General features: G+C 72.1%; 12 protein-coding genes and 1 tRNA gene. 7 read left to right on the forward strand and 6 right to left on the reverse strand.

Annotated features, from left to right (window positions below):
• Positions 1-107 precede the first annotated feature (107 nt).
• The 6 genes from ACTWQF_RS25215 to ACTWQF_RS25240 all read left to right on the forward strand — a co-directional run bounded on the left by ACTWQF_RS25215 (position 108) and on the right by ACTWQF_RS25240 (position 7,743).
• The gene (locus tag ACTWQF_RS25215) at positions 108-2,249 is read left to right on the forward strand and encodes a DEAD/DEAH box helicase (RefSeq protein ID WP_443281932.1); all 2,142 of its coding nucleotides are present in this window, start codon (positions 108-110) and stop codon (positions 2,247-2,249) included.
• A gap of 113 nt (positions 2,250-2,362) precedes the next feature.
• Positions 2,363-2,435: transfer RNA gene (locus ACTWQF_RS25220), tRNA-Lys, on the forward strand.
• A gap of 320 nt (positions 2,436-2,755) precedes the next feature.
• Positions 2,756-5,389 (forward strand): SpoIIE family protein phosphatase, encoded by a 2,634-nt coding sequence (locus ACTWQF_RS25225; RefSeq protein WP_443281933.1) that lies wholly within the window; start codon positions 2,756-2,758, stop codon positions 5,387-5,389.
• A 35-nt stretch (positions 5,390-5,424) separates the two neighbouring features.
• Positions 5,425-5,775 (forward strand): hypothetical protein, encoded by a 351-nt coding sequence (locus ACTWQF_RS25230; protein ID WP_443281934.1) that lies wholly within the window; start codon positions 5,425-5,427, stop codon positions 5,773-5,775.
• A 221-nt stretch (positions 5,776-5,996) separates the two neighbouring features.
• Complete coding sequence (locus ACTWQF_RS25235) at positions 5,997-6,878, forward strand: alpha/beta fold hydrolase (protein ID WP_443281935.1); 882 nt, start codon at positions 5,997-5,999, stop codon at positions 6,876-6,878.
• Positions 6,879-6,936: 58 nt separating this feature from the next.
• Complete coding sequence (locus ACTWQF_RS25240; RefSeq protein WP_443281936.1) at positions 6,937-7,743, forward strand: glycosyltransferase family A protein; 807 nt, start codon at positions 6,937-6,939, stop codon at positions 7,741-7,743.
• 67 nt (positions 7,744-7,810) lie between these two features.
• Here the strand turns inward: ACTWQF_RS25240 and ACTWQF_RS25245 are convergent, their stop codons facing one another.
• From ACTWQF_RS25245 to ACTWQF_RS25265, 5 genes are all read right to left on the reverse strand, one after another.
• The gene (locus ACTWQF_RS25245) at positions 7,811-9,406 is read right to left on the reverse strand and encodes a bifunctional phosphatase PAP2/diacylglycerol kinase family protein (protein WP_443281937.1); all 1,596 of its coding nucleotides are present in this window, start codon (positions 9,404-9,406) and stop codon (positions 7,811-7,813) included.
• 79 nt (positions 9,407-9,485) lie between these two features.
• Entirely contained in the window at positions 9,486-10,295 is an 810-nt protein-coding gene (locus ACTWQF_RS25250; RefSeq protein ID WP_443281938.1) for a phosphatase PAP2 family protein, read from the reverse strand.
• 100 nt (positions 10,296-10,395) lie between these two features.
• Positions 10,396-11,196 (reverse strand): class I SAM-dependent methyltransferase, encoded by an 801-nt coding sequence (locus ACTWQF_RS25255; protein ID WP_443281939.1) that lies wholly within the window; start codon positions 11,194-11,196, stop codon positions 10,396-10,398.
• Positions 11,193-11,819, reverse strand: a complete 627-nt coding sequence (locus ACTWQF_RS25260; RefSeq protein WP_443281940.1) for a MarR family winged helix-turn-helix transcriptional regulator — start codon at positions 11,817-11,819, stop codon at positions 11,193-11,195. Before ACTWQF_RS25260 ends, ACTWQF_RS25255 begins: the two co-directional genes overlap by 4 nt.
• Before the next feature lie 101 nt (positions 11,820-11,920).
• The gene (locus ACTWQF_RS25265; RefSeq protein ID WP_443281941.1) at positions 11,921-13,627 is read right to left on the reverse strand and encodes a protein kinase domain-containing protein; all 1,707 of its coding nucleotides are present in this window, start codon (positions 13,625-13,627) and stop codon (positions 11,921-11,923) included.
• A 276-nt stretch (positions 13,628-13,903) separates the two neighbouring features.
• Between ACTWQF_RS25265 and ACTWQF_RS25270 the strand changes: the two genes are divergently transcribed.
• Positions 13,904-14,833: a D-alanyl-D-alanine carboxypeptidase family protein gene (locus tag ACTWQF_RS25270; RefSeq protein WP_443281942.1), complete on the forward strand. Its 930-nt coding sequence runs from the start codon at positions 13,904-13,906 to the stop codon at positions 14,831-14,833.
• A gap of 124 nt (positions 14,834-14,957) precedes the next feature.
• On the opposite strand, the gene katG is transcribed toward ACTWQF_RS25270, so the two are convergent.
• Complete coding sequence (gene katG / locus ACTWQF_RS25275; protein ID WP_443281943.1) at positions 14,958-17,177, reverse strand: catalase/peroxidase HPI; 2,220 nt, start codon at positions 17,175-17,177, stop codon at positions 14,958-14,960.
• Positions 17,178-17,224 lie beyond the last annotated feature (47 nt).

Here is a 17,224-nt window from a genome sequence, read left to right on the forward strand (position 1 = left end):
TGGCGCGTTCTCTCCGACCGTGGCTGACCGCATCGAGGCGGTTCTTTGCGAATTTCACGGAGTTATGGGCGCGTGCCGAATGACTCCGGAAGGTTGTCGCAACTCGCATGTCTGTCACCACCCCTGCCGCCGTACGGCCCGAGGACTTCCCCGAGCCGACCGTTGAGACGGTCACCGAAACGGCCCCCGAAACCACCGAAACGGCCCCCGAGATGACGGAAGCGGCCGAAACGGCGGCTGACGAGAGCATCGAGGCGGCAGCCGACGAGGCGGCTGAGACGAAGATCACGTTCGGCGATCTCGGGCTTCCCGAGTCCGTCGTACGCAAGCTCGCCCAGAACGGTGTGACCGCACCGTTCCCCATCCAGGCCGCCACCATCCCCGACGCGCTGGCCGGCAAGGACGTGCTCGGCCGTGGCCGTACCGGCTCCGGCAAGACCCTCTCCTTCGGTCTGCCGCTGCTCGCCCGGCTCAGCGGTGGCCGCACCCAGCGCAAGCGCCCGCGCGGCGTCATCCTCACGCCCACCCGCGAGTTGGCGATGCAGGTCTCCGACGCGCTCCAGCCGTACGGGGACACGCTCGGCCTCAAGCTGAAGGTCGTGTGCGGCGGTACGTCGATGGCCAACCAGATCTCCGCACTCGAGCGCGGTGTCGACATCCTCGTCGCCACCCCGGGCCGGCTGCGTGACCTGATCAACCGCGGCTCCTGCTCCCTTGAGGACGTTCAGACGGCGATCCTGGACGAGGCCGACCAGATGTCCGACCTGGGCTTCCTGCCCGAGGTCACCGAGATCCTCGACCTGGTGCCCGAGGGCGGCCAGCGGATGCTCTTCTCCGCCACCATGGAGAAGGAGATCGACTCGCTGGTGCGCCGCTACCTCGTCGACCCGGTCTCGCACGAGGTGGACGCGGCGCAGGGCGCGGTGACGACCATGACGCACCATGTGCTGGTCGTGAAGCCCCGCGACAAGGCGCCGGTCACCACCGCCATCGCAGCCCGCAAGGGCCGCACCATCATCTTCGTCCGCACCCAGCTGGGCGCCGACCGCGTCGCCGAGCAGCTGCGCGAGGCGGGCGTACGCGCCGATGCGCTGCACGGCGGTATGACCCAGGGCGCGCGTACCCGCACGCTGGCGGACTTCAAGGACGGCAAGGTCAACGCCCTGGTCGCCACCGATGTCGCGGCCCGCGGCATCCACGTCGACGGCATCGACCTGGTGCTGAACGTCGACCCGGCCGGCGACCACAAGGACTACCTGCACCGTTCGGGCCGTACGGCACGCGCGGGCGAGTCCGGGACGGTCGTCTCGCTGGCGCTGCCGCACCAGCGGCGGCAGATCTTCCGGCTGATGGAGGACGCGGGCGTGGACGCCTCGCGGCACATCATCGGCCGCGGCGACATCTTCGACGAGGACGTGGCCCGTATCACAGGCGCCCGTTCGCTGACCGAGGTGCAGGCGGAGTCCGCCGCCAACTCGGCCCGGCAGGCCGAGCGCGAGGCCAAGAAGCTCGGCCGCCAGCTGGAGAAGCTCCAGCAGCGCGCCGCCGAGCTGCGCGAGGAGGCCACCCTGCTGACCGCCCGCGCGGCGCGTGAGCGCGGCGAGGACCCGGAGGCCGCCGTCGCGGCCGCCGCCGAGGCGGAGGCGGCCCACGCCGCCGAGGAGGCCCGCGCCGAGGCCCGGCGCGAGGCGAAGGCCGAGGCGGAGCGCCGTGAGCGGGCGGAGCGGGAGCGGTCCGACCGCGACCGCGGCGACCGCGGCGACCGCGGCGGACGCTCGTCGTACGACCGCCGGGACCGGGGCGACCGCCGTCCGTCCGACCGCGGCGGCGACCGCGGCGACCGGGGCGGCTTCCGCCGGGACCGGGACCGGGACGAGCGTTCGTACGGGCGGGACCGGGACGAGCGTTCGTACGGGCGGGACCGTGACGACCGTTCGTACGGGCGGGACCGCGACCGTGACCGGGACCGTCGGGACGGCGGCAGGGACGGTGGCCGTGGCGGCTCCGGCGCGGCGGGCTACCGCCGGGACGATGTCCGCCGTGACGACCGTCGCGAGGGCGGTGAGCGTGGTTTCCGCCGGGAGGGCTTCCGTGGCGGCGACCGCCCGTTCCTCCGCGACCGGCGCGACGACCGCCGCCCGCAGGGCCGCGCGGGTGACCACCGCTCCAGCTCGCACGCCCCGGCCCGCAACGGCGCCCGTACCCCGGACCGCCGCGCGGACAAGCCCCGCTGGAAGCGCAACGGCTGACGAACGGTGAGGGCCCCGGCCCTCCCGAACGCGCGCCCGACCGCAGCCTCGAAGGCATTCAACCCGGAATGCCTTCGAGGCCCGCCCGACCCCCGGGCTATGCTGCTCGGTGCGGGCCGTTAGCTCAATTGGCAGAGCAGTGGACTTTTAATCCATTGGTTGTGGGTTCGAGTCCCACACGGCCTACCGAGAGGGAGGCGGGTGCACCCCGCTGACCTGCAAGGAAGCGCCCGGACCGAGATGATCGGTCCGGGCGCTTCGGCGTTCCGGGCGGCTGTGGGTGCGCGATGCCGTGAGCCGATGTGCCGTCAGGAGGCGTCCTGGAGGGCCACGCTTGCGGTCGTGGAGAGCGGGGGTCGAGCGATCCGTTCTTCCGGCACGACTTCTGTGCCCGGTGCCGCAGATGTGGGCGAAAGAGCTGTCCGCGCGTGTCCATGCCTGGTCAAACACGAAGAAACAGGTCATAAACCATAAGCTCGTCAGCAGGCGAGCGAGAGTGTGACGACATGAGACCTGTCCTTGCGCGGGGTGGATGGCGTCTGGCGGGGCAGATGCTGCTGTTCCAGGTCGGGGTTCTGGTGCTTGTCGTCGGCATCGGCGCTGCGGTGAGTGTCGGGTTCTCGCTGCGGGCCGCGAACTCGGAGAGCCGGGAGAAGATGCTCGCCATCAGCCGGACGCTCGCTCGGGCCCCCAGCGTGATCAGCGCCGTCCAGTCCTCGGATCCCACCCGGGAGCTGCGGCCGGTGGCGAGGGCGGTGCAGCGGGACACCGGAGCCAGTTTCGTCGTGTTCATGAGCCCGGGCGGGATCCGCTACACGCATCCGAACCCGGCCCAGATCGGGCGGCACTTCGTCGGCAACATCGGACCGGCCCAGCGCGGAGAGGCGCTGACCGAGACCTACCGCGGCACGCTGGGCGAATCCGTGCGTGCTGTGGTGCCGATCAAGGACGACGGCCGGGTGGTGGGCCTGGTCTCGGCAGGGGTGCTGCTCCGGCAGATCAGTACCGAGGCGTCGCGCCAGATCCCGATCCTGGTGGGGCTGGCTGTGGCGGCGCTGGCGATCGGTGCCGCGGGCTCGTTCCTGCTGGCGCGCCGGGTGCGCCGTCAGACGCTGGGTCTGGATCCGGCCGAGATCGCGCGGCAGTACCAGCACCACGACGCGGTGCTGCACTCCGTGCGTGAAGGCGTTCTGCTCGTGGACGACGACCGGCGGCTGACGCTGGCCAACGACGAGGCCCGCCGTCTGCTGCAGCTGCCGTCGGACGCCGAGGGCAAACGGGTGGACGAGCTGGATCTGCCCCCGTACAGCACGGCGCTGCTGGCCTCGGGGCGCGAGGCCACCGACGAGATGATCACGGTCGGGGACCGGCTGCTCGCGGTCAACCAGCGGCGCACCGACGGGTACGGCGTCCCCGCCGGCACCGTGGCGACGCTGCGCGACTCCACCGAGCTGCGGGCCCTGACCGGCAAGGCCGAGACCGCGCGGAAGCGGCTGAAACTGCTCTACGACGCCGCCGCGGACATCGCCACCACCCTGGACGTGACCCGGACGGCGGAGGAGCTGGTGCGGGTGGTGGTGCCCCGGCTCGCCGACTTCGCCAGCGTCGATCTGGCGGAGCCCGTGCTCCGCGGTGAGGAACCGGTCATGGCCCACGGGCTGGTTCCGGTGCGCCGGGCCGCGGTCCACGGCATCCGCGAGGACCACCCCCTCTTCCCGGTAGGGACCGAGCTCACCCTGCCGCCGAGCACGCCGCAGGCCGCGGTGCTCGGCGGAGCGCCGGGCGTTCTCATGGGGGATCTGCGCGCTGCCTCCCGGTCCTGGATGGCGGTGGACCAGGAGCAGGCGCAGCGTGCCATCGACTACGGGATCCACTCCCTGATCCTCGTCCCGCTGCGTGCCCGGGGAGTGCTGATGGGCATGGTCAACCTCTGGCGGGCCGGTGACTCCGAACCGTTCGGCCAGGAGGACCTCTTCCTCGCCCAGGAACTCGTCGCCCGGGCGGCCCTGGGCGTGGACAACGCCCGCCGCTACACCCGTGAGCACGCCACCGCGGTGACGCTCCAGGAGAACCTGCTTCCCGGCGCCCACGTCACCCACAACGCCCTGGAGGTGGCGCACCGGTATCTGCCGGCGCAGGCCGTGGTGGGCGGGGACTGGTTCGATGTGCTGCCGCTGACGGGATTCCGGGTCGCGCTGGTGGTGGGGGATGTCGTGGGCCACGGCCTCCAGGCCACGGCCACCATGGGCCGGCTGCGCGCGGCCATCCACACCCTCTCCGACCTGGATCTGCCGCCCGACGAACTGCTGGCACGGGTGGACGAGTTGGTCAGCCGTATCGATGTGGAGGAGACGGGCCCGGACCGGACGCCGGTGGCCGGGGCCACCTGTCTGTACGCGGTCTACGACCCGGTCGGCGGACACTGCACACTGGTCCGCGCCGGGCATCTGCCGCCCGCGCTGGTCACCCCGGACGGGGCCGTGGAGTTCCTGGACCTGCCGCCCGGTCCGCCGCTCGGAGTGGGAGGGATGCGGTTCGAGGCGGTCGAGCGGCAGCTTCCCGAGGGCAGTCGTCTGGTCCTGTACACCAACGGCCTCGTCGAGGACCGCAGTCGGGACGTCGACGCCGGAATCGAGCTTCTGCGCGGGGCCCTCGCCGGCAGCGGTCCGACACCGGAGCAGACCTGCACAGAGGTGCTCAAGACGGTGCTGCCCACACACCCGTCCGACGATGTCGCCCTGCTGGTGGCCCGCACCCGGACGTTCCGTTCCGACCAGGTCGCGCAGTGGGACGTCGAGCACGATCCGACCGCGGTGGGGCAGGTGCGCACCGCGGCCACCGAGCAACTCGCGGAGTGGGGGCTGGAGGAGACGGCGTTCACCACCGAACTGCTGCTCAGCGAACTGGTCACCAACGCCATCCGCTACGGCACCCCGCCCGTCCGGGTCCGGCTGATCCGGGACCACAGCCTCTTCTGCGAGGTCTACGACGCCAGCAGCACCTCGCCTCATATGCGGTACGCGGCCGAGACGGACGAGGGCGGGCGCGGCATCTTCCTCGTCGCCCAGCTGGCCGAACGGTGGGGCACGCGCTACACGCCCGCGGGGAAAATCATCTGGGCGGAGCAGGTCCTCCCCTGAAGCCGCCGCTCAGGCGGGGCGAGTAGCGTGACGCCATGCGGTGGTTGAGGTTCGGGGTTTTCGCCGACGACGAGGGCGTTCAGTTCGTCGAGGACGTCATCCGGCGGGAGGCGGCGGTCCGGCGCGCGACGGTGGACGACCTGCGCGCTCTGAGCGGCGATCTCGGCGGCGGCGTCAGCGCGGAGGAGCTGTACGGCGACCTGCGCGAGCAGTGGACGATCGAGCACCCGGGGCAGGACGCGGGGGCGCGGCGGCCGGTGGAGGTGGCGGTGCGGGTGAAGTGTTCCCTGCGGGTCTGGCGGGCGCTGCGCAAGGGAGTCCTCCGCGGCCTGTGCCCGGAAGGCGACGCTCCGCATGTCTGCCGGGTGCCGTGGGCGGCGCGATAGGACGAGCCCCGAAGGGGCGCGGGGAACTGCGCGATCAGCCACAACCCGCCCGCAGCCTGCGGGCGGCGGGCAGGGGCACCCCCTGGCCGGAACACGGGAGGGCCGCGCAAGATCCGCCGGGCAAGCCTTGGCGGCGCGGCAATCCATAGTGGCGCGGCGATTACTTTTCGCGGGCTCGCCGGTCTGTCCTGCTGAACGTCACCGATGACGAGGAGGCAGCCATGACCGAGCTCGAGACGCGCACGCTGGAGGTTCCCGGCGCCACGCTCCAGTACGACATCCGGGGCGAGCTGAAGGACGCCGGGGCGGACGGCAGCCCCGTGCTGATGCTGGTCGGTTCGCCGATGACCGCCGACGGGTTCGGCACGCTCGGGTCGTACTTCACCGACCGCACCGTGGTCACCTACGACCCGCGCGGGGTCGGCCGCAGCGTACGTACCGACGGGGCCGCGGAGCATCTGCCGGAGGAGCACGCCGACGATCTGCGGCGGGTGATCGAGGACCTGGACGCCGGTCCCGTGGAGCTGTTCGGCAGCAGCGGCGGCGCGGTGAACGGGCTCGCCCTGGTGGCGGCTCACCCTGGACTGGTGCGGACGTTCGTCGCTCATGAGCCGCCGACGGCGCAGGTGCTGCCGGACCGCGAGGAGGCGCTGGCGGTCTGCGTGGACATCTACGACACCTACCAACGCAGCGGAATGGGCCCCGGGATGGCCAAGTTCATAGCGGTGACCAGCAGAAAGGGGCCGTTTCCTGCGAACTGGGCCGAGGAGCCCTCGCCCGACCCGGCCGACTTCGGGCTGCCGACCGAGGACGACGGCTCCCGCGACGACCCCCTGATGCGGCAGAACATCCGCGGCTGCACCGGCTACCGGCCCGACTTCGACGCACTCCGCGCCGCTTCGACCCGTATCGTTGTCGCGGCCGGCAAGGAGTCCGGGGGACAGCTGGCGGCCCGCGCCGCGGCGTCGATCGCCGACCGGCTCGGCATCGCGCTGACCGTTTTCCCGAGCCACCATGCGGGCTTCCTCGGCGGCGAGTTCGGCCAGCAGGGCGAGCCGGAGGCGTTCGCGGCTGCGCTGCGCGAGGTGCTGTCCGCCGACTGAGTTCCGGTACGCCCTTTCCCGTACCCCGCCCGTACAACTGTTCCCGTATTCTGGGCGCATGTACGGCGATGGACCGATACGGAGCCGGACGCCGCGAGCGGACAGGGTTGATGTCGATGTGGTCACCGCTGTGCACGCCGCGTACGCCTCTTTCCTCCCCAACCTGTGGAAGTCGCTCCGGGAGCAGACACATCCCCGCTGGACCTGGTGGGTCGAGATCGACGGCGCCGCCGACGAGGTCACCGAGGTACTGACGGGATGCGGCGCGGTGTTGGACCCCCGGGTGCGCATCGGTGCGCACGGGGGCGCAGCCCTCGGCCCCGCGATCGTCCGCAACCTCGCCCTCCACCGGGGGCAGGCCCCTTACGTCCAGACGGCCGACGCCGACGACGAGTTGGAACCCGAAGCCCTCACCCGGCTCGTCGCCGCGCTCGCCGAGCACCCCGGTGCCGGCTTCGCGCTGGGCCAGGCCAGGGATCTGCTGCCGGACGGCCGACTCCGTGAGGTCCCCCTCCCGCTGGCACCCGGCCCGCTGGAACGCGGCACGCTCGCCGCGCACTGGGTCACCACCGAGGACACCTATCTGCTTCCCGCGGTCCCCGCCGCTGCCCTGTACATCCGCGATCTGGTGACCGTGCTCGGCGGCTGGCAGGCGGCCGCGGGGATGGAGGACACCGCATTGCTGATGGCCGCCTCCGCCGCGACGCCCGGTGTGCTCATCCCGCAGGCCACTCTCCGGTACCGCAGGCATGCGGAGCAGCGCTCGAGGCACGCCCGGAGCTCCGCCGTCGAGGGGCCCCAGGTCCGCGGCGTGCGCAGCCGGGTGGCCGGACTGCTGGCCCTGCCGCCGTGGGAGGCCGGGTGACGGGCGGAGCACTCCCGGCTGTCTGGCTCCCGGCTGTCCGGCTCCCCGCTTTTCGCTGCCGACCCGCTCAACCGTCCGGCAGCGCCGATCCGTTCAGCCAGGCCGGGAGCGGCCGGTAGACCGTCAGCGTGCCGGCGGACTTGTCGAGGAGCAGGGCAGGCGCGGAGGGCGCCGTCTCGCCGTCGTACGAGCACAGGGTGCCCTCCGGTATCCCGGCGAGGTGCAGTCGGCGTCCACGCGCTGCGGCGTGCACCGGGGAGCGGTGCAGTACGCCGGCGAGCGCGGAGGCCACCAGGCGGGTGCGGGCCCAGCGGCCGGCGCGGACGAGGTGGATGTCCAGCATGCCGTCGGAGAGGTTGAAGCGCCGCGCCCCGCCGGGGCCGCCGCCGACGGTGTGGTACGAGCAGTTGCCGACGAACAGCAGCCACAGCGACCGCCGTCGGCCGTTCACCCGTACCTCGAACGGGCGCGAGTGGCGCAGTACGTGCACCGCGGCGACCAGCCCGGCCGCCCACGGTCCGATCCGGTCTCGCCAGCGGTCCCGTACCTCGACCAGGTCGCCGTAGGCGCCCAGGCTGAAGGTGTTGACGAAGTAGCCCGGTTCGGACGGAGTGGCACCCTCCGCCTGTCGCCGCGACCCGCGCGGTGGGGCGAAGCGGACCATGTCCACGGCGATGGCGTGCCCGGAGGCGAGCGCGTCGGCCAGATCGGCGCAGCGGCCGATACCCAGGTCGAGGGCGAGGTGGTTGTGGGTGCCACCGGGCAGCACCGCGAGCGGCACCCCGTAGCGGAGTGCGGCGCGTGCCCCCGCGTTGACCGTGCCGTCGCCGCCGAACACCCCCAGCGCGCCGCCCTCTTCGGCTGCCCGCCGCGCCTCGTCGGCCAGCAGCTCGGTCAGCGGCCCCGCGTCCGGGTCCCAGTGGACGACGCGGGCCGCGGGCAGCGCCTCGCCGATCTCGCGGGCGGCCGATGCCGAGCCCGAGCCCGGATTGACCACCACCGACAGACCGCGCCCCTCCGGCAGCGCCGGGGCCGCCACCAGGGGCTGCGCGGGCGGTACCGGACGCCGCGCGTCCAGTACTGCGCGTACCCCGAAGGCGGCGGCGGTGCCGAGCGCGGAGCCCACCAGGACGTCGCTCGGGTAGTGGACGCCGGTGTAGACGCGGGAGAACGCGACCGAGGCGGCCACCGGCGCCACCGCCACGCCCCAGCCGCGCGATTCGAGTGCCACCGCGGTGGCGAAGGCGGCGGCCGACGCCGAGTGCCCGGAGGGGAAGGAGGTGCTGGTCGGCAGCCGTTTGAGCCGCCGGATCACCGGTACGTCGTCCAGCACCGGGCGGGTGCGGCCGAACGCGCCCTTGCCGACGGTGTTGACCACCGCCGAGGTCACCGCGATGGAGGCCAGCCCGCGCAGGGCACCCCGCCGGGCGCGGGGTCCGCCCACCCCGGAGAGCACGATGGCCGCCGCCGTGCCCAGCCACAGCTTGCTGTGGTCGGCGGTGCGGCTCAGCCGTGGCAGTACGCCCTCGCCGCGCGGCCAGTGGCGCAGGGCAACGGTGCGGAAGAGGGTGCGATCCCAGGCGCTGAGGGTCCGGATGACGGTGCCGCGTACCCCTTCGGCACCGGCGCTCACGCTCCCGCTCGCTCCCCGGTGTGTCTCCATCGGTGGTGCCCCCTCGCTCCCGTCGCATCCGTCGTACGTCACGGGCGGAGTGCCCAATGCCGGACGGGACACACCGGAGTCAGCCCGAGGAGCGACGGGAGCGTCGCGGATCAGCCAGCGCGTGCACCATGACGACCAGCAGCGGGACGGCCGCGCCGAGGGCCAGGCCCGCGAGTACGTCGGTGGGCCAGTGCACGCCGAGATAGACCCGGCCGGCCCCGGCCAGCAGACACAGCACTGCCGTACCGGTCCACAGCAGGATCCGCGCCGCACGGGAGGCCATCCTGACGGCGAACACATAGGCGAGGACGAGCAGAACGGCGGTGGCGATCACCGTGTGCCGGGAGGGGTAGCAAAAGCCGTCCTCCTGGACCTCCCACAGCTTTGCGGGCGGCCGGCTGCGGTCCGCCAAGTGCTTGGCGGCCGTCGCCACCACGAGTGCCAGCCCGGAGGCGGCGCCGACCAGCACCAACGGCCACCAGGACCGGTCCCGCCAGGCAGGCCACAGCGCCAGCAGCGCCGCACCGATGAGCAGCGGAGTCTGCGAGGCATGCGTGAGGTGTCGCACCGGCCCGTTCAGCACGTCCTGCCGGTGCCCCACGACTTCGGTCAGCACCGTCCAGTCGAGGAGGCCCGTGCCCCTCCCGAGCACCAGGTACGTGGTGGCCGCGAACAGCAGCAGGCTGGCCAGCAGCCCGGCCCCCAGCGGCAGCAGCCGGGCCCGCCGGGAGGGCCCGTCGTGCCCGGGGAGCCGCCGGGTCGCGCTCCCCGCGGGCACCGGCACCTTGACCGGCGCCAGGTGCTTGAGCAGCCCGCGGGGGTCGACGGTGTCGGGGGGCCCGCCGATTGCGGTGGCTTCGGACGATTCCAGGGGCAACTGGCCGCTCATCGGTGGGCTCCTCCTTGTGGGCCGCTGAGGGCACGTAGCCCTCAGTAGAGCGGCAGCCGACCACGGGTGCGAGCGGGGAGCCGCCGGCCGGGTGGCCGTCTCAGGGCTTGACGGCGTGCAGGACCCGCATCCCGCGGGGGCCGGTCTCGTGATGGCGGGCCCGGAGGCCGACCTCGGCACACTGCTCCTCCAGCAGGCCCGCCGTCAGCCGCAGCTTGGGGTACGCGCTGGTCTCCAGGTGCCAGCCCGCACCGTCGCGGGTGTGCAGCAGGTCGTGGACGAGGAGGGTGTCCTCGTCCACGTACTCCAGGAAGCAGGTGAGGATCCGGTCCTGGGTGCTGCGTACCGGAAGGAAGCGGTCCGTGCCCCGTGCCACCTTTTCCTGCTCGCGGTAGGTGGCGACGAAGCTGCCGCCCTGGGCGAGTACGCCGGAGATCTCGACCAGCAGCGCCAGGACGTCCGAACGGTGGGGCAGGTGCGGAAGGGTGTCGCCCAGACACAGCACGACCTCGGCGGAGCCGGAAGCGACGGTGCGGGGGTAGCTGCGGATGTCGTCCCGCACCGGCCGTACCGCCTCCGCAGCGCCGGTCTCCGCGGCGTGCCGCACGAGTTCGTCGAGCAGCTCCTCGCTGGTGTCGACGGCCGCCACGTCGGTGAAGCCGAGACGTGCCAGCGCGAGGGCGCCGGGCCCCGGACCGGCGCCGAGGTCGATCGCGAAGGAGCCGGCGCCCGGCTGCTCCCGCGGCAGGCCGAGCCCGCGCAGGAGATCGAGCTGCGCGCTCACCGCGGCCTCCAGGTCACCGCCGAGCATCCAGGTGTAGTGCGGGGCGAGGAGGGAGGCGTAGTGGGCCTCGTACTGGGCTGCGCCCTTGGTCCTGCCGGCGCCGGTTGCGGCTGTCATGGGCGGTCCTCTCCTTCTGCGGATCCTTCTGCGGGCTCTTGCGCGGGCTCTTGCGCGGACGGGCCCGGTGCGGGGTGGAGGCCCGCCACCGCGGACTGCCCGGTGCGGACCCAGGCGGCGAGATCGGCGAGATAGACGTTGCTCAACGACGCCTCCAGCGCGCGGCCGAGCGCGGCCCGGTAGGTCGGCGTGGTGTCGGCGTACCACCGGCGCCCCAGCGGGGTGATCCGGGCGGCAACGGCCCGTCTGTCGCCGGGTGCCGCGGCGCGCTCCGCCAGCCCGCGTCCCTCCAGCCGTGCGACGAGCCGCGTCACGCTGCTGTCCTTGAGCCCGATCCGGTCGGCCAGCTCCCCCATGCGCAGAGCGGTCGCCTTTTCCCCCTCGGCTTCTTGGCCTTCGGTTTCTCCGCTCCCGGTTTCTTCACTCCCGGTTTCGGCGTCGGCGCGGCTGAGGGCGCACAGTGCCCGGTACTCGGACAACGGGAGGCCGTGGCGGCGCGAGAGGGTCTCGTCCAGCTCGCGTTCGACCCGCCCCAGCAGCCGTACGGCCATGCACCAGCGGTCGTCCTCGGCGTCGTCCGCCGGACGCGACGGCTCTTCCCCGTCCTCTGTCGTGATCGTCACGTCCGGAGAATAGAGGGAAATTATCTGCTTGTACAAGCAAATACATTCTGCCGCAGTCGGCCACCACCTCGATGTCCGGGGCCGTCCCCCGGAGGGCGCGGTCAGTCGCTGGTGTGGATGACCTCGAGGATGTCGATCACGGACAGCATCGTTGCTCTGGGCGGGATGTCCTCGCTGGGGCTCTTGTCGCCGTAGGCGAGGGAGGGCGGGACCGAGACCTCCAGACGGGAGCCCGCCCGTCGGCCGGTGAGGGCCGCGTCCCAGCCCTTGATGACCTGGCTGACGCCGACTTGGAGGACGAACGTCTCCTTGCGGTCGAAGGAGCTGTCCACGGTCTTGGCCCTGGTCCACTCCTGCATGACGTAGTGGCACTTCACATGGTCGCCGCCCCGCACTTTCTGGCCTGAGCCCTGGATCAGCGTACGGACGACCAGGTCCTTCGGCGGGGCTCCGCGCTCCTTCTCCACTGTCGGCCGGTGCCCCAGTTTCTTCCCGGAGACGACTTTCGGCAGCGGCCCGCTGCCCCGGCCATCGCTGCGGGCGGCGTCGTCGGCGGGGGCGTCGCCCTTGCCCCCGGGCCCCCTGTCGTCCGCGTTGTTGTCCTTGCCCTCGCTCCTGCCCCCGTTCAGGATTTCGAGGGCTCCGAGTGTCCCGCCGGTCCCGAGCGCGGCGACTCCGCCCACGGTCAGCGCCACCAGCGAACGGCGGCTGAGGCGGCGCTTGGGGGCCTCGCCCGGCGCGCCCGGCGGCTGCGGGGCGATGGGGGGCGTGCCGTACGCGGGGGGCATCGGGGGCGCGGCGGCCCCCGGCGACGGTGGCCGGCCGTCCGCGCCAAGCGGCGGTCCGAAGGCGCCCCGGGGTGTGGCGAGCGCGTTCCGCGGATCGTCGGGCTGCCGTGGGACGGCGGCGCCCTGCGGATCGTCCAGCCGCTGTGGCTCCAGCCGTGTCGGCAGCGCCACCATGGTGGAGATCTCAGGCGGCAGCCAGCGCCGTTCGCCGACCGTGCGCGGGACGGCGAACTCGGCGCGCAGCGCGGCGACCGTCGGCCGCTGCTCCGGATCCTTGGCCAGACAGCGCGCGAGAGCGTCGCGCAGCCCGTCCGGCACGCCGTCCAGCCGCGGCTCGTCCTCCAGCACGCGGTACATCAGCGACATGGGGTCGCCGGCCCCGAACGGGCCTTCGCCGGTGGCGGCGTACACGAGAGTCGCGCCGAGTGCGAACACATCCGTGTGCGGGCCCAGGGAGGTGCCCCGCAACTGTTCGGGTGCCATATAGCCGGGGGTTCCGGGGGCCTGCCCGGTGCGGGTGAGCTGCGACTGCTCGGAGGAGTGGGAGATGCCGAAGTCGATGACGCGCGGCCCGTCGTCGGCGAGCAGCACGTTGGCGGGCTTCAGGTCGCGGTGGGTGAGCCCGGCGGCGTGGATCGCCTCCAGGGCCCCAGCGATCCCGGCCAGCAGCGCACGCAGCGAACTCTCCGGCAGCACCCCGCTGGTGGCCACCGCGTCCGCGAGCGAGGCCGCGGGTATGTACGCCGTGGCCAGCCATGGACGGCGGGCCTCCGGGTCGGCCCCGAGGACCTCGGCCGTGAACCGGCCGTCCACCTTCCCCGCGGCCTGCACCTCGCGCGCGAACCGCCGCCGGAACCCCGCGTCGTCCGCGAACTCCCCCCGCGCCACCTTGATCGCGGCCGGTCGGCCGTCCCGCCCCGGCCTGCCGAGGAACACCTCCCCCATGCCCCCGCTGCCGAGCCGCCCCAGCAACTCGTACGGGCCGATCGCATAAGGATCGCCAGCCTCCAGCGGCTTCATCCCGCCCTGCCCCTCCCTGCCGTCCGGCCATCCGCTTGCACCGGGCGAGCGTACGGGGTCCAACGCGTGGGGGCCCAGCCTTGGGCCCCCACCCCCACGCAGCCGGAGGAGGGGCCAGAAGGGCTGGGCCTTCAGGCATTGGGGGCGGCGTGAACCCATTGGGCGGCGGCGCCGTGAACTTTTGCGGCGGGGCCGTCATCAGACATCGGTGTCGTCCGGACCCGGAGGGCTCGGCCCCACGACGAACTCCAACCCGCAGATTCGGAGCACCTTCCCATGGCCGCAAGAACGCTGACCGTCCGCAAAGCCGTCATAGCCGTCGCCGCCGGTGGCACCCTTCTGGCCGCCTCCCCACTGGTCGCGCGGGCGATCACATCCGAGGACCCGGCACCGACCGTGGCCGCGAAGGGCGCCACGCTGGTGGACGCCAAGAACGGCAAGTCGCTCTACGGCAAGGACGTGAACAAGGCCCGTCCGATTGCCAGCACGGCAAAGATCATGGTCGCGTCGGTGGTCCTGGACACCCGCAATGTCGACCTGGAGCGCAAGGTTGCGGTCCGGCAGCAGTACCGCGACTACGTCACCGAGCACCACGCCAGCACGGCGGACCTCCAGACCGGTGACAAGGTCTCCGTCCGCCAGCTCCTCTACGCCTCCCTGCTGCCCTCCGGCGCGGACGCCGCCTACGCCTTGGCCGACACCTTCGGCACCGGCGACACTCCCACCGAACGGGTCAGGTCCTTCGTCGGGAAGATGAACGTCAAGGCCAGGCAACTGCACCTGAGGAAGACCCGGTTCGGGACGTTCGACGGTTCCTCCAAGGATTTCAGCACCCCGGCCGAACTGGCGAAGCTGACCCGGCACGCCCTGCACCACGACACCTTCCGCCAGATTGTCCGGACCAAGAAGTACAAGGCCGAAGCCCCGGCCGCCAACGGCCGGACCCGGTACTACACCTGGACCAATACCAACCAGCTCCTGGGCGCCTACGACGGCGCGATCGGCCTCAAGACCGGCACCACCAGCAAGGCCGGCAAGTGCCTGGTCTTCGCGGCCACCCGCGACGGCAAGACCCTCGTGGGCACCGTCCTCAACAGCAAGGACCGGTACAAGGACGCGGCCAAGCTGCTGGACCACGGCTTCGGCTCCGACAGCGCCAAGGACCTCAAGATCCGCGAACTCCCCACAGGCTCCCAGGACGACTGACGTTCCAGACTGACGTTCCACCGCAGGCCAGCGGGACCTCACAACGGCGAGGGCCCCGACCGGCGGCGGTCGGGGCCCTGCCCTCAGCTTGCTGAGACCGGACGTCCTGCTCGGACGCTGACGATCAGCTCAGGTCGAACCGGTCGAGGTTCATCACCTTGTCCCACGCCGCGACGAAGTCGTTCACGAACTTCTCCTTCGCGTCGTCGCTCGCGTACACCTCGGCGAGTGCGCGCAGCTCGGAGTTGGAGCCGAAGACGAGGTCGGCACGGCTGCCGGTCCACTTGACCTCGCCGGTGGCGGCGTCGCGGCCCTCGAAGGTGTTCTCGTCCTCGGACGTCGCCTTCCACGTCGTGCCCAGGTCGAGCAGGTTGACGAAGAAGTCGTTGGTCAGCCGGCCCGGGGTATCGGTGAAGACGCCGAGCTTCGACTGGTCGTGGTTCGCGCCCAGCACGCGCAGACCACCGACGAGGGCCGTCGTCTCGGGGGCGCTGAGCGTGAGCAGGTTCGCCTTGTCCAGCAGCAGGTACTCGCCCGGCAGCCGGTTGCCCTTGCCGATGTAGTTGCGGAACCCGTCGGCGGTCGGCTCCAGCGCGGCGAACGACTCCGCGTCGGTGTGCTCATCCGTCGCGTCGACACGGCCCGGGGTGAACGGAACCTCGACGTCGTAGCCGGCGTCCTTGGCCGCCTTCTCGACGGCGGCGGCGCCGCCGAGCACGATCAGGTCGGCCAGCGAGACCTTCTTGGCCCCGGAGTTGAACTCCTGCTGGATGCCCTCCAGGGTGCGCAGCACCGTCGCCAGCTCGTCGGGGTTGTTGACCTCCCAGCCCCGCTGCGGCTCCAGGCGGATGCGGGCGCCGTTGGCGCCGCCGCGCTTGTCGCTGCCGCGGAAGGTCGAGGCCGACGCCCACGCGGTGGTGACCAGCTGCGAGACGGACAGACCCGAGTCGAGGAGCTTGGCCTTGAGCGCCGCGATGTCCCCGGCGTCGATGACCTCGCCCTCTGCCTCGGGCAGCGGGTCCTGCCACAGCAGGGTCTCCTCCGGGACCTCCGGGCCGAGGTACAGCGACTTCGGGCCCATGTCGCGGTGGGTGAGCTTGTACCAGGCCCGGGCGAAGGCGTCCGCGAACTCCTCGGGGTTCTCGTAGAAGCGGCGGGAGATCTGCTCGTAGACCGGGTCGAAGCGCAGCGACAGGTCGGTGGTGAGCATCATCGGGAGCTTCGTCTTCGACGCGTCGTGGGCGTCGGGGATGATCGCCTCGGCGTTCTTCGCCACCCACTGGTTCGCGCCGGCCGGGCTCTGGGTGAGCTCGTACTCGTACTCGAAGAGGTTCTTGAAGAAGTTGTTGCTCCACTGCGTGGGCGTCTCCGTCCACGTCACCTCCAGGCCGGAGGTGATGGCGTCGCCGCCCTTACCGGTGCCGTGGGTGCTCTTCCAGCCCAGGCCCTGCTCCTCCATGGAGGCGGCCTCGGGGTCGGCGCCGACGGCGTCCGCCGGGCCCGCGCCGTGGGTCTTGCCGAAGGTGTGGCCGCCTGCGATCAGGGCGACCGTCTCCTCGTCGTTCATCGCCATCCGGCGGAACGTCTCGCGGATGTCACGGGCCGCGGCGAGCGGGTCCGGGTTGCCGTTCGGGCCCTCCGGGTTGACGTAGATGAGACCCATCTGGACCGCGCCGAGCGGGTTCTCCAGCTCACGGTCGCCGCTGTAGCGGTCGTCGCCGAGCCAGGTGGTCTCGGGGCCCCAGTAGACGTCCTCCTCGGCCTCCCAGACATCCTCGCGGCCGCCGCCGAAGCCGAACGTCTGGAAGCCCATCTGCTCCAGCGCGACGTTGCCGGTGAGGATCATGAGGTCGGCCCAGGAGATGCTCTGGCCGTACTTCTTCTTGACCGGCCACAGCAGACGGCGGGCCTTGTCGAGGTTGCCGTTGTCCGGCCAGCTGTTGAGCGGGGCGAAGCGCTGCTGGCCGGCGCCTGCACCGCCGCGGCCGTCGCTGATCCGGTAGGTGCCGGCGCTGTGCCAGGCCATACGGATCATCAGCGGGCCGTAGTGGCCGAAGTCGGCGGGCCACCAGTCCTGCGAGGTCGTGAGCACCTCGGCGATGTCACGTTTCACGGCCGCGAGGTCGAGGGCCTGGAACGCCTCGGCGTAGTCGAACTCCTCACCGAGGGGGTTGGCCACCTCGGGGTTCTTGGCAAGGATCTTCAGGTTGAGCCGCTCCGGCCACCACTGGCGGTTTCCGCCACCTTGGGTCGGGTGCAGGGCACGTCCGTGCGCGACCGGGCAGCCGCCGCTTGTGTCCTCCGTCTTCGCGTCTACGACGATCGCCTCATGGTTCTCAGACATGGGAATCCTTCCGGACTGGGCGGATCACGGTGCTCAGGGAATGCCGG

Source organism: Streptomyces sp. 8N114, from assembly GCF_052245835.1.
Lineage (GTDB): Bacteria > Actinomycetota > Actinomycetes > Streptomycetales > Streptomycetaceae > Streptomyces.